This window comes from Pseudomonas sp. CDFA 610, from assembly GCF_021147865.1.
GTDB lineage: Bacteria > Pseudomonadota > Gammaproteobacteria > Pseudomonadales > Pseudomonadaceae > Aquipseudomonas > Aquipseudomonas alliivorans.
The window spans coordinates 370,394-385,259 of the sequence record NZ_JAGTPM010000006.1; the positions used below are offsets into that span (position 1 = coordinate 370,394).

At 57.4% G+C, this 14,866-nt stretch carries 4 protein-coding genes; all 4 read left to right on the forward strand.

Annotation, left to right across the window (positions count from 1 at the left end; translation table 11 throughout):
• Positions 1-8 precede the first annotated feature (8 nt).
• From KDX39_RS13740 to KDX39_RS13755, 4 genes are read left to right on the forward strand one after another with little or no spacing between them, the layout of a single operon-like run.
• Positions 9-4,937, forward strand: a complete 4,929-nt coding sequence (locus KDX39_RS13740) for a hypothetical protein (RefSeq protein WP_231660725.1) — start codon at positions 9-11, stop codon at positions 4,935-4,937.
• Positions 4,938-4,986: 49 nt separating this feature from the next.
• Positions 4,987-10,188 (forward strand): imidazole glycerol phosphate synthase, encoded by a 5,202-nt coding sequence (locus KDX39_RS13745; RefSeq protein ID WP_231660726.1) that lies wholly within the window; start codon positions 4,987-4,989, stop codon positions 10,186-10,188.
• A gap of 50 nt (positions 10,189-10,238) precedes the next feature.
• Complete coding sequence (locus KDX39_RS13750) at positions 10,239-10,766, forward strand: hypothetical protein (RefSeq protein ID WP_231660727.1); 528 nt, start codon at positions 10,239-10,241, stop codon at positions 10,764-10,766.
• A 39-nt stretch (positions 10,767-10,805) separates the two neighbouring features.
• Positions 10,806-14,819, forward strand: a complete 4,014-nt coding sequence (locus tag KDX39_RS13755; protein ID WP_231660728.1) for a sugar-binding protein — start codon at positions 10,806-10,808, stop codon at positions 14,817-14,819.
• Positions 14,820-14,866 lie beyond the last annotated feature (47 nt).

Consider the following 14,866-nt stretch of genomic DNA (forward strand, 5'->3'; position numbering starts at 1 on the left):
CGTTTGCTATGGATGGCAACTCACTGGAAAGCCTGCTGGCCTGGATGAGGCTTGCGCAGAACAACGTCATGCAAGGATGGGGCGCTATCGCGATTCTGAGCAGAAAACACGTCAATGACTTGTTGGCTCAGCACTATGTTGCCCGCCTTGCCGAGAATGCCTGGCTGCCGCCTGTTGCGGGTTCAGTGGACACTATTGCAGGCAAGCAGCGAGACGCCATTCACGGCTTCCTGCTGGATGCACCGCAGTTGTCCTTCGAAAGCCCGGACAGGGACAGCGATCATGCCACGTTGAGTTGTGCCGTCCTGGCCGGAACCTGGATGACCCTGACGCTCAATTCGGGTAACTGGCAGGTCCGTACCATCAAGGAGGTCAATCCTCTACTGGGCCCAAGGTTGCTGCTGGATGTGAACCTGACCAATGCACCCGGGCAGGTGGAGGTGGATGGGCGAATCATGCTTGATCTGCAGCACAGTGATGCGTTCAGGCTCACCCATGCAGGCACAGAAGACGAGCAACGGCTTGTAGGGGATATCTTCAAGAAAGCGTTCACCGATCTGCCGCAGGAGCAACGGGTTTTCGTGTTGGGCAGGATTGAAGCGGATGAGGGCGAAACCACCGGCCTGATGAAGCCGCAAGCGTTTATCCTGCGGGCCCAGGCCGCCCCTGGGTCGAGCCACTCGGTAACTGATGACGGGGCCATTCTGGTTTGTATCAGCATGCAGGGGCAGCCAGTCGGCAGCAGCATTCCCTCCGGGTACCCGTATTTCATTCCCGATGATGCCGGCAAAAACTACTCGGCCACCATGCTGTTTGATGGGCAGATGCTGCCCAATGCACTGCTGACGCATATCGCCAAGAGCTTCGGCAGCCCTGGGTTTTCCTTTCAGTACGATGAAGCGGGCGCCATATCGCAAGCAAGGCTGACGTCCGGGCAACTGACTGTGCCGCCCGTGACGTTTGAGGAAACGGACCCTGAGACAGGTGAAGTCACCGTTATCACCGTTCATGAAATGGCACTCAGGCCTGATGCGGAGCAGCCGGTCGAATTCCATCTCTCTGCTCAAGAAGTGCGGATCAAGTGGGCCGTCAGGTCGCCCGTTAACGTGAGTTACAAGGACGAGGAAGATGCAACTACCTTTCCGTTTGAAGTGGGGCTTGCCGTGGAGGCTACTTATGAACTCAGTGGTCTGGAGTGGACCAGAACCGCCTACACCGTCGAAAAAACGTACTTTGATATTGATCAAGGCACCGGTGAAAAGGTCACCTGGAGTGATCTGATCTTAATCCTCATCGAGATCATCATCACGGGCTACCAATATATGATGCTGGACCATATCAGCCGCAGTCTCGATCCCGTGCTGGAGGAGACATTGCCTGCCTCCCAAGGTCCTGAAGCGTTTCTGGATAAAAATATCAAGCTGGGTTTTGACCACATCATCGAAAGCGACAGTCTTCATTATCCGCGTGATGTGGCCGTGTTTGGCCGTATCAATCCTGCCCTGACTCACTTCGTCGTCAGTCCTTTGCAGCCCGTCATCGCCGCTGGCAGCAGTCAACAGTTCAGCGTCACGCCGAACGTGCAGGGTGTGGTCTGGTCTCTGGAAGGCCTGCACGGCAGCACAGAGCCCCTTGGAACGATCAATAGCAGTTCCGGCGTGTATCAGACGCCTGCGCTCGGTTCGGTCAGCAGCGCAGGTGTCCGCGTTCGAGTGGTGGCCACGCACAGCTCAACCGGTCATGTCAGTGCTGCCTTGGTGACAGTGGTGGTCAATCAGCTCAGCGTTGGCCCAGTCATTCAAGTCTGCGAAGTGAATGGAACCGTGGAGCTGGCCGCACAGTCCCTGGGCGATGAACCCGTGCAATGGTCGGTACACCCGTCCGTGCCCGGGCAGGGGGGCACACTCAAACCCAGCACACTGCCTGATGGCGATCAGACGTACGTTGCAGGCCCTGTGGTGGGCGACACCACCTATGCGCTGGACGAAGTGAGCATCAGCAATGCCCGTGGCAGCCGCTCGGCATGGGTCCTGGTGGTCAACCACCCGCCCGCTCTGACCGTCAAACCCGTGGCGAGCCCCGAGGTCTCGACAGGGCGTATCCAGTTGCAGGCGGTTATCAACAACACCGTGGTGAAAGCAGACTGGACGCTACCCATTGACGGCACAGGCTCCATTGACGACGAGGGTCTGTATACCGGCCCCGAGGTGGTCCAGCAGCCCTTTGTGCTGGTCTTTGCCACGTTGACAGACGACATTCTGGGGACACTTGAAGGGCATATCATCCTGCCGTTGCCGTTGCAGCAGTTCCCTGAAGAGCTGGCGCTGATGGCGGCTCCTGCAAGCCGTCGATCCATTCCATCCCTCGGCAAGGCGGCAGGGGCAGCAAGTGCTCCCGGGGTGTCTGCAGGGAACTCGGTGGAAAACATCGTGGCCTGGATGAAGAATCCCGACAATAACGTGATGTGGGGCTGGGGGGTTATTGCTGCCCTCGCACGGGCCAATCTCAACACCTTGCTGCTGCTTGAGTACATCAAGCGCTTTTCGTCGGAAGCTTATCTGCCACCCATCAGCGCCGAGGTCCAGACGGTCGAAGATCAATGGAAGGAAGTCCTTGATCAGTTCATTCTGGACGCGCCCCGTCTGTCCTTTACCAATGATGATTTGGGCCAGTCACGCGCGACATTGACGTGTGTGATGCTGGGTGGAACTCAACTCACGCAATACAAGAATGTCAACACGTGGGAAGTTGAAAGGCTGATCTGCATCGATCCTCTGCAAGGACCCAGGCTGGTACTGAACTTGAGGCTGGACGAGGTCCCTGGCCTTGTCGATGCCGAGGGTGGAGTGCATCTTGATTTGAAGCACAGTGATGACTTCATTCTCACATTCGCCCACACAGAGCGTGAACGGAAACTGGGCGGTGATTTATTCAAGGATCTTTTCAACGCGCTTCCGGATAACAAGCGTATCTGGAAGCTGGGCTCCATTCGCAGGGGCAGTGACGAGTTGCTGCACCCGCAATCGTTCAAAATGCGCACCCAGTCGGCCCCCCAGGCTTCGCGTGATACGCGTGCGGTCAGCTACGGTGACGGCGCTGTGCTGCTGTTCATTCGCATGGAGGGCAGTCAGGAAGGCGGAGACGTCCCCGCTGAATACCGATATCTGATCCCGGACAACGCATCTAAAGACTACTCGGCCACGGTGTTGTTCGAGGCTGCGCAGGCCCATAGAACGCTGCACGTGATTGAGAAGGTGGTTCAGGAGATTTCTTCATTTGTCAAAGGTGCCGAGTTTACTTACACCCAGGATGCCACGGGCAGGATCACTAAGGCTGTGGCCAAAAATGGCTATCTTGAACTCCCGTCTGATTCCAAGAAGTTGCTTCCGGGATATGTCGACGGCACTTGGATTACTCCTCGTGTAGACAGAACGGGCTCGACATTTGACGCCAGAAGCGTGAGTCCCATGACGATCACGCTGAACGGTGACAATGGCGCTGTTCTGACCTGGAAAGCCGCTGCTGACGAAGGGGCTTTTATATATCTGGAAGGTTCTGGTTTCGATTTCTTTGTTGCCAAAAAAAGTATTGAGTTCAACGCGACCTGCACGTACGAGTTTCTGGAGGTAGGCAATGATTTGGTTATCAAGCCGACGTTGAGTGTTACTTTCGCAAACACAAGACTTGACTATCAGAGCTCGTTACCCATTTTCACCCCGGCAATGGCCTATTTTCTTATAGGTATGAGTATGAATCTCAGCCTGTGGGACAGAGACCGGGGCGAGTCACGGCTAGCGGAGGCATTGCGGCACGAACTAAAAGCCAGCCTTTCGGTGAGTTCTTCCATCAAGGAAATGATCGACCTCAATTTCAGTCGGGCGATCGTACCCGATGTACTCCGTGCACCCCGTGACATTGCGGCGTTCGGGAGGGTCAATCCAACCGGTACTCAATTTACGATCAGCCCGGTTGAGCACGTGATGGGGGTCGATACCTGGTTCAGTTTTGTCACAAATCCGCGAGGAGTCGAGGTGACGTGGAGCATCGATAACCCTGAGGGCGACTCCACGGATTTCGGTGCGATCAGCGGCGTTGGCAAGTACTACGCGCCGGGGGCGGATGCACTGGAAAAAACGTTCACACGGGTCAGAGTCACGGCTACCGATGCGGTGTCAAGCCATCAAAGCTCGGCACTGGTCACGGTACTGGCCAAGCCATTGACCGTTAATCCGCTGATTCAGGTCTGTGATGCGGGACAATCGGTGGAACTGGCTGGCGGCGGGCTGGGAGGTGCCAACCTGACGTGGTCGATCAACAATCCGGTGGCCGGTGAGAGCGGTGAGCTGCAACCCAGTTCACTGCCTGACAGCGACTGGACTTACCAGTCCAGGGCGGTGATAGATGCCAAAAAAACCTATGTGCTGGATGAAATCGAAGTGGTCGGTGCGCAAACCCGCGCATCGGCCTGGGTGCTGGTGCGGCATTTGGACCCGACGCTGACGATCAGCGCCGTCGGGCCAGCTACGTCGTCGAGCCAGACTGAGCAGATTCAGTCGCCTGCGCCGATCATCGACCCTGTCGGGCCTGCTCCGTCGTCGAGCCAGACTCAGCAGATTCAGTCACCTGCGCCGATCATCGACCCTGTCGGGCCTGCTCCGTCGTCGAAACAGACTCCGCAGAATCACCATATTCAATTGCAGGCATTGGTCAACAACAAACCCCAGACGGTCGTCTGGTCAATCGCACCGGGCGGTCCCGGTACTATCGATGACAACGGTCTTTACACCGTTGTGGCGCAAAAAACGCCGCATTTCGTGTTGATTTTCGGGGCACTGGAGCACCCGATAGCCGGAACGATGGAAGGGCATATCATTTTGCCGCTGCCCCTCTTGCCGCTTTCTTCGAAAAGGACAGTCGAAGGACACGGAGCACAATAAATAAAACGCACGTCAAGTTGAACATATCGGTATCACAGGAGGTGATGTCATGGCTGGTTACTCGGCAGAAAGTCTACTGTCATGGATGAAGAATACGACCCGGTTGAGAGGCTGGGACGCATTGGTGGCGCTGGACGGCGACACAATCAACACGCTGATGGAGCAAGCGCATGCGCTGGGCATCAGCCAGGGGCAGGCGCAGCCAGTACCCGACGCCAGCTTCACCATTCCCGACACCAACGTTTCCCATTTTTTTTCGGGTTTCGTGCTTGGCGCGCCCGGGTTGACGTTTGAGCACAGCTCGCTTGAGAGCCCGCCGCTGGCGTGGGCAATGGGCGTTATGGGAGGCACCCATACGGTTATGGAGAGGGTTCAAAATCAGAATCGTGTCCTCAGAATGGCCGCCCATGGTCCTTCCGATGCGCTTCGACTCAAGCTGGATCTGGAACTGGGCAGCATGGGGAGGGAATTACTGGTAGACCCTGCTCAGGGGGAAAACTTCATGCTGGAGTTCCCCGGTACGTTGACCGAGCAACGACAGGCAGGCGAACTGTTTCAGCGTGCGTTGCAGGGGGAGGGCGGTGCAGCTCCGACAATCCGGTTGGGTGTGTTCTCCGATGACAGCAACCCCCTGCTTACAGTGCGCAGAATTGATGTGCGCGCTCAGGTCGAGGGACCTGAGGCAGAAAGCCCCGAGGTCGAGAACGGTCCGGTCAGGCGGGCTTCAAAAAAAGGTGCCTTGCTGTTATTCACGACGCTGGAGCACGGCGCGACAGGTGGTTTTCCGGACGACAGTGCAGATTTCCGCTACCTGATTCCTAATGATGCCGACGCGCAGTATTCGGCGACCACTGTGATCTCGGCCCATGCACTGCATCGTGCTGCGTTTGGTCATGCGGTCATGGAAATGCTCAAAACGTCTCAGTTTGAATTCATTGTCCCGTCCGATCAGCCGCTGACACAGATGGTTGCTCAGGCGGGTACTTTCGATGTCGCCGCCAGCGCTTATCAGACGGCCGATCTGGAATTTGAAGCCGACAGCTTCAGTGTCCCGGCTGTCAGCGCAAAGCAACCCCTGACCATCGATTTCGATTATCTTCAGGCCACGCAACACTGGCATTTTCCGTGCACGCTGGCTTTTCGTTATCGCGCGCTGGGCAGCACCGAGTGGCAGGCAGAGACGGCCACCTTCGATGTCACTCTCAACCATGAATTTCATCTGGTCTCCGCAGGGCCTGACGGGCAGGATCTGGAAGGGCATCTTTACGCGCCCTATCTGCAGGACGATGAGGTCATTCCTGCCGCAGGCCAGCTGGCCAGTGTTCCGGCTGCGGTCGCACAAGACGTGAATGGTTTTGTGGCCTACACCCTCAAGCGCGCCTTGCTTGAGGGGTTGAGTGGCACACTCGAGTCGAAGGGGTATGAACGTTTTCTGACGCATCTCAACCTGGGCAGCCAGCAAAACCTGAAGCTCCAGTCAAGAGCATTGCCCCATGACCTGGCCTTATTCGGTCAGGTCGGTCCTGTTGCGCAGGCATTCGTCATCGTGGAACAGCAGTCGTTGATCCTGGCCGGAGCCAGTGCCCAGATGACCACCGAGCCCGCTCGCACCGACCTGGTGTGGAGCGTTGCCAGCCCGCCCGGCAGTGGTGACAGCAGCCCCGGGACTGTGAACGCACAGGGTGTTTACAAGGCCCCCGATTCACAGGCAATGGCCCAGGATTATCAGCGTGTGCTGATCACCGCCCGTGACCCGTCGAGTGGGCAGAGCAGCACGGCGTTGATCACGGTGCAAGCCACTCGGATCAGCGTCAACCCGTTGATCGAGGTGTGCAATCACGGTGGTCAAGTCAAGCTTTCCGCAGGCAGTGTGACCGGCAGTGTTCTGGAGTGGAAGACCGACGGCGTGCCAGGAGGCGGAAGCCTGAAGCCTGATCCCGACTCGGAAGACGGCATGATCTATGTCGCAGGACCCAATATCCCGAATCAGACGTACGTGCTCGACAGGATCACGGTCAGCGATGGCCAGAGTACCGGATTCATCTGGGTGCTGGTCCTTCAGCAAGCGTCCGTGCTGACGGTCGGTGTCGTCGACGATGACCTGCCTCCAGGGCAAGTCCGTCTGCAGGCCATGGCTAATGGCAATGTCATCCCGCAGGTCGAGTGGAGCGTACCGGACGCAATGCCGGGTGAGATCGACGCCAACGGCATCTACACCAGCAGCCCGGATACCCATGACCGTCTGGTGGTGATCTTTGCGCGACTGTACGACGATATCTTCGACATGTGGTTCGAAGGTCATGTCATTCTTCCGCTGCCTCTGGCGAACGCCTCCGACCTGCTCCAGGCGCTGAAAACGACTGTCAGGCCTTATTCCAGAGCCCACCTGGTGGCACAAATGGGCACAAGCTCTGTCACCGAAGGCTGGGGTGCTGTCGCTGCAATCAGCCGGGCCGACGTCAATCGTCAGGTTGAACAGCAATATATCGAGCGCCACCAGAACCGGGAATTCCTGCCGTTCTTTACCGGTGACGTGCCTCTGGATGATCGTAACGTCGACAGCGTGCGGTTGGCGCAGGTCGTGCTGGGTGTACCTCGCCTGGATTTTTCCGGCTCCGGTTCTCCTCTGGTGACGGTGAAGATGAACATCGTAGCCGGGCGTTATAGCGCCATGCACAGGCCTCGTGGTGCGGTGGCGGCCTTGTCGGGCAGCTTCAAAATCACCGAGTCGATGGGGTTTGTCCTGCAGATGACTGCATCGCTGCACGAAAGCGACTGTTACGTCACGATCAACCTGGCTGGCGCGTCAGGCTTCAAATGCAACCTGGGTGGGAGTGATGAGGCGGTAAACGAGCGTCTCGCCGGTTTTTTTGCGGCGCAATTCAAGTCCGTTCCCGCGCATCGGAGTGTCTTTGTGCTGACAGGGGTGGACCTGAGCGGCTACCGCGCTCGGTCACCTGTGAGCTTGCGGGTCAGCACCCAAAGTGCGCCCGGTGCGCAGGTTGAAGGTGCCGGCAATTATGGCGACGGTGCGCTGCTGTTGTTCATCAGGCTACGTGGCGACCCTGCCGAAGGACGGTTCCCGCCCCCTGAAGATTTCCCCTACCTGATTCCCGATGACCTGGACCCGAACAGTCGGGAAAAGTCCGGTGCGACGCTGGTGCTTTCCCAAGGGGCGTTTCCAAAGGACACACAGGATCATCTGGTGCTGCCCGACAGCTTTCGTAAGGCCGGTGTCCACGTATTTCGTGCGGGCGAAGAGCACAGAATGGGTGATCTTGCCATCTTCGGCACACTTCGCTCAGAGCAGCCGACCATCAGTCCCTTATTCTCGACGATCAAGGCGGGGCAGACTCAACGTTTTGCCCTGCAAGACACGTCGGGTCAGGCGATTCCTGTACTGAGCTGGCAGGCAGTGAGCCTGCAAAGTCATGTGGTCGCCGGGTATGGCAGCATCGATGCCAATGGCCTTTACACTGCAGTAAGCCCGGCACTCATGGGGCACGATGCCTTGCGTGTGGTCGTGACCGCGACGTATGAACAAGCAGGCGAAACGCTGGCTGTTTCGGCACTGCTGAGTGTTGTGTCCGAGAGCATGGAGGTGGCACCGCAGATGAGGGTGGTCGCTGGCGGCACTGCTTTACAGTCTGTGTTACTGAGCGCTGCCACGCTGGACAGCAGTCCAGTGAGCTGGACCCTGCGGGGAGAGCTCTATGGCGAGCTGAAGGGCAGCGGGCGGGAAACGGTTTTTGCGCCTGATGCACGGTCAGGCAAAAGAGTGCTTGCCGCACAACAGATAGAGGCCCGGGGCAGCGAGAAAGCGCGGGTTACCGTGTTGGTAGCCAACGGCCAGCAATTGTTGCGTATCGAGCCTGACTACGTGTCCTGGGTGGGTGAAAACGTGCCGGTACAACTGCGTGAGGATGGTTCGCTGCTGTCTGGACTTACCAGGCGCTGGACGGTCGTCAGCGGCCCTGGCAGCGTGGATGCTCAAGGGTTGTTTACCCCTCCCGCGCAAGAATGGGTTGGCTCCAGCAGCGTTGTGAGTTGCGAGATCGTCAATAACGGCATCGTTCTCGCGTCTGGCTATAGCGTTATTGAAGTGTCCGACAGTGCTCCCGAGCCGACATGGTCGGAGCTGTCGCTCTTTACCATCACCGTGCCGGGCGGCCCCGACGACCAGCGCCAGGGTGAGGTGTATACAAACGGGTATCAACAGCTCAGGTTTCAGATCAAGACCCAGACCATGCCGGTCGATGGTGTGGAGTATTCATTGAGCGAGCAAGAACTGGCGAGCATGCGACTGGTGTACACCGACAGCCAGCAGGAGATCGCGTTCCTGAGCCCCGAGCTTGAGGGCATTCCCTACAAAGATGATCAGGTCTGGTACACGACCGGTAAGAAAAATCGGTTCGAGCTGGCGCTAGCGTCAACGACTCTCCCAGAGACTGAGACGCTAGCCCTCCCCACGACGCAGACTTTCTACCTGCTCACCCGGGAGGAAGCGGGGTCATTTACTACGTTTCACGCCCTGTTCAAAAAAGACAACGATTTGGTGAAAACCTCGCTTGAACTTGAAGACCGGAACAGCAAGATCCTTATCAAACCGCGCCCCCTGCCTATTATGGGTAATAAGGACTACGTATTAAGCATCCAGCGCATTGCAGGAGGGTCAAGCGATACCGGAGAGCCGACGCCCCTACCACCTGAGAGTGGCGATGATAGACCGTTCGGATATACGTTTCGCACGATCGATTATTGGGGGTTTACTGCGAGCTACCCCGGGGAATTCAAAGAGATCAATATGTTCAGTGCTAAGTTTTTGCCCACGGTAGGAGAGACCGTGAATACGTCAATGATTCTCTGGGAAAGTGAACAACTGGCTGAAACGATGTTCAGTTGGACCGGCTTTATATTCGAGCCGTACGTCCCTAGCAATGAAGATATACCCGTGACTCAGGAAAAAATCGACTTCGATGAGAACCTCAATGCCGTGCTGGAAGGGGTGGAGTCGCTGGATATTGATGTTCAACCAGCTAAAGTGCTGTCGACGGGTAAACTGGTCATAAGCCTGCATCGTTCCGACAGGGTGCCGTATAAAGTGCCCCTCGACCCGGCCCGTGAAAAACTTCCCGATTTTGTCAATGTGTTGTTGATCGACACCATGGGCAATCCTCATAGATTGAAAATCAGCTTTCTCGGACAGTCCATTGTCGGGCGGCGGAACCGGCTGATGATCACGCGGCTATAGTGCGCGTGGCTCTCGGCATACACCAGGAATTTAATGACAGGAGTCTCAATATGAATGCGTTAACAAAAAACCTCGTCTGCCTGGCCCTTGCCGGTCTTGCAGGCTGTGCTCCCCAAGGGGTAAATACCCCCATGAACGATGCCATCCGCACTATATATTTGGCTGAGAAGAGCGACGGCGGAGGGAGCAGTTGTTCGTTTGAGGTTAAAAACGAGAATGTCTTTCTGAACAGGGAAGATCATGGTTGCGAAAATGACGAAATGCGGTATTTCAAACTGGACAATGTTCGTTCAGCCATGGTCGTCGTGTTTGAAAGCAGAGATTGTGATGAGGAGGGAGGGTGGGTCTTTAAAATAAAAACCTATATTGACCCGCTGACCACACCATGGCTGGACATTGACGATCTTGAGACGGCGGCAGAAGGATCGATTTACAGCCGTGGGGTGCGGGTCGAGAGTATTAGAGCAGACGGCCCCGATAAGGAAGGGAAGTTGTCCTGCGTAAGAGTCATACCGTCTGAGTTGCCGCCGACTGGCGCGGGAATGACGGGCAGTGATCAACGTTCTCGTGTGAACTGAGCGACGCTAATCACCTGACCGTTAAAAAGGACTTTAACGATGACCACCTCAACTTCCGTGCATTCCAATGCCTTCAACTTCATGAGCTTCCTGACGGGCGGTGTGGACCCGCGGACCGGGCAGTACACGATTTCCATCACGTTGCCCGATGTCAAAACCAACGGTCTGCGCGGACCCGGGCTGCCGCTGGCCCTGAATTACAACCCGCTTAACATTCAGGACAGTGGCTTTGGCCTGGGCTGGAATCTGCAGTTGTCACAGTACACGGCCGGTAACCAGGTCGTTGCTCTGAGCAGTGGCGAAACCCTCAAGGCCGATGGCATCTCGGGCGACGAGCTGTTGATGTCGGAGAAAAAAATCGACAGCTTCCATCTGTACAGACAGGACAGTGACCATTTCCGGGTGGTTCACAAATCGGGCCTCGTCGAAATGCTGGAAATGATGGGCAGTACCGGCAACAGGGTCGCCTTGCCCAGACGCATTGTCGCGCTCGAAGGTCATGGTCTCACGCTGGATTACACCGCATTCGGGGCGTACCAGCGACTCAGTAAGGTCACCGATGATTCAGGGCAAATTCTGCTCGATATCGAGCGCGATGACACCTCGATCCTCTTTCGTCTACACGCGGCGCAAGGTGCAGACGCCGAGTTCGTCATGAGGCTGGAGGGGGCGGACCGCCATGTCAGCCGCATTGAGCTGCCTACCGACAACGCGGCTTCCTGGCGTTTCGGGTATAGCCAGATTCGTGATCTCTTGTGCATCATCAGTGTAGACACGCCGGTGGGCGGGCACGAAGACGTCTTCTATCAGGACAGTGGTCATGCCTTTCCGGCCAATGCCGGGCGTAGCGCGCTGCCCAGGGCAACTCGCCACTTGATGGATCCGGGGGCGGGTCAGCCCCAGGTGGATATTCACTACACGTACAGCGACGGTCAGGGCCGAAATCGTAATTTTCTTGGGGCAGGTCTCGACATCGCCTGGGAAGACAACGGTCTCGACAATCTTTATCGGTACCTGGGTGCTGACGGTTATGACTACGTCAGCACAGAGACGCTGCACGTTTTTGGCTCTGCTGTGCGCACCATTCAGCGTGTTTTCAATCAGTTCCATCTGCTCACCAGCGAAACGACGACTCAGAACGGTGCAGTCAAACGAGTGGAAACCGTTTATCCCGTCGAGCCAGGCGTACCCTTTGCCAGGCAGCCCAACCAGTGCCAGTTGCCCAGCGAGGTCATCACCACCTGGCTGGGCGTGGAAGATACAGAGGGCGTGAGAGCGCAGCGCAGCGAGTCGGTCAAGAGTACCTATGACACCCATGGAAATCTGATTGCGCAGACCCTGGCCAACGGCGTAACGGAAACCCGTGAATGGTATTCCGTCAGCGGCGAGGACGGTTGCCCACCCGATCCTGAAGGGTTTGTCCGCAGCCTCAAGCTGCACACGGTCACCCCTGCAACTTCCGCTTACGGCCAGGCACCCACGCTCAGCACGCGCTATCGCTACACAACGCTGCCGGCCATCGCAGGCAGTCAGTCCAGCGACTGGCTGGTGTTGCAGAGCGAAACGCTGACGCAGATTCCCTCCGGTAACGTGCCTGCGATCGAGTCTGCCGTGCGCGCGTTCATCGGTCTTTTGCTGAGGCCTGAGCCAGGCAATCTGAACGCGCTGCAGCGGGTGGCTGCCGAACTTGTCGGCGCGCTGATAAAACAGCTGCCTGACAGCGAACAGAGGCTGCGCGATACGCTGAGCGATTTGCTGCGCGTGCTGCTGAAGATCGCGCATGGTTTCTGGCAAGACGTGCAGCGTATTGCCAGCGAGCTCAGTGCAATTCTGGACAAGCAGGCGCAAAACACCCGTCAGGAGCTGCAAACCACGATATATACGCATATAAACACACCCGACGATGCCTTTCAGCACGGCCGCGTCCGTCAGGAAACGCTGGTCATGGGCGGCCTGAGCACAACGACAGACTACGTCTACAGCACAGAGGTCAGCCCGATTTTCGGTGAGAGTGTGCAACGTACGGTGCAGACCATCACTGGTTTCGATGGGGCGAACAAAGTGATCACCCTGGAGCACTCGCTGCTCAATGGCGAACCGCTGCTCAACCGGGACGACAACGACATCGAGATCCGTTACACCTATGATCGGCTGCGGCGTGTCTTGAGTGAAACCGTGGCGCCAGGCACCGAGTTCGAGGCGGCCCGCCGCTATGAGTACCGGCTGTGCGCCGACCTCGCCGAGCACGCCGAGCAGGTCATGTTCGACGTCAAGGACGTAAAGACTGTCAGCCGTATGGACGGCCTGCAGCGCGTGGTTTATGAGGAGCGCGACGATGCGGATAATCCCATTCCCAAGCAGGCCGCGCTGCCGCGTCAGACCTACAAGGCCCTTTACGACCCCTGGGGTCAACTGGTTGAGGAAACCGAGTACGACTGGTTGGCAGAAGATGTGTGCGCGCTGACCCGCACTTATGAATACGACGATTGGGGAGAGCAGCGTTGCTTCGTGGGCCCTGACGGTGTGCGCAACCTTGAGGTAACCGATCCCATCGGCACGGCTGAGTCCAAAGGCCCGATCCAGCGCAGTTGGACCGAAGGCAATGGCGTCAAGAGCGGGGAGACTGAAACCTGGCTGAACCTGTTCGAAAAGCCGACCCGCCAAGTGCGACGTGATCAGGCAGGGACGGTCCTCAGCCAGAGCCGGTTCCATTACGACGGGCTGGGCCGCAACGCTGAAGAGATTGTCGGCTTTGCGGAGCGGGAACGGCGCACGGTGTTCACCTATGACGCTTTCGACCGGGCCATTGAAACCACCCTGCCGGACGGAGCTATCGTGCGCCGCAGCTTTGCCAGCCACAGCGCGCAAGACCTGCCGACGCAAATCAGTGTTGAACACAACGCTAAACTCTCGATCCTCGGCGAGCAGGTGTTCGACGGCCTGGATCGCAAGATCAAGACCATCACCGGCGGACGTGAGCGGACCATGAGTTACGACCCGGGCCAGTTGCAACCCAAGTCTGTCACGACGCCCAGTCAGCAGGTCATCGGCTATCAGTACCGTCTGCAGTTGTGCAGTGAGCCGTCGCAGCGCACGCTGCCCGGGATCACTGCCAGTTATCGGTACGACCCGCAAAACGCGCGTCTGCAGCACTCACTGGAAGAGGGCGAGCAACTGGATCGCGAGTACTACAGCACGGGTGAGCTGAAAAGCGAAAAGCGCGTGTCCAACGGCCTCGAATACAACATGCAATACCGTCACAGCCGACTCGGTCGCCTGCTGGGCTACACCGATGTACTGAACCAGGAGCAGGCCTACAGGTATAACGCCGCCGGGCAACTGGAGTGGACCGGGCTGGGAACCACGTCGTCGGCGTTTGCCTACGATGATTTAGGGCGCACTGCCAGCATTACCACAACGGACAGTGCAGACGGACAGCAGGTTGTCACAAGCCTTGAGTACGACGATCTGGGTCGGGAAATCCGCCGTGGCTTTGACCTGGATGGCGTCGAACAGTATCTGGAGCAGGTGTATGGTGATGACGATGACATGACCGAGCGCAGGCTGTATGAAGGGGCAGGCCTGCTGCGCGAGGAACTGTATCGGTATGATTTGCGCGGCCGTCTGACTCAATACGATTGCAGTGGGCCGCAATGCCCGACAGACCCTTATGGCAAAGTCATCACCCGACAGATTTTCAGTTTCGATGCGCTGGACAATCTGACCCTGGTCGTAACCTCCTTTGACGGCGGTATCAATCGGGCCCGCTATTATTATGAAGGCATTGATCCGGTTCAGCTAAGCCGCGTTGAAAACAGCCATGCCGACTATAAGGCCGAGATCAGACTGGCGTACGACGACGACGGAAATCTGACTGTTGATGAGGCCGACCGTACCCTGGTGTATGACGCTTTGGGGCGTCTGGTGGAGATCAGCGCCAAGCCCTTTGGCGCGCCCTCTGCTAATGATTCGCCAGACAGTGTGACGGGTCAGGCTCTGACGGAGGATGAATCGCCTGGGCAGCCGCTGGAGAGAAATGGAGCCAGCGATTGAGCCGAGCGTTGACCCGCTTTCAGAGACCGGGCATGGATACTGACATT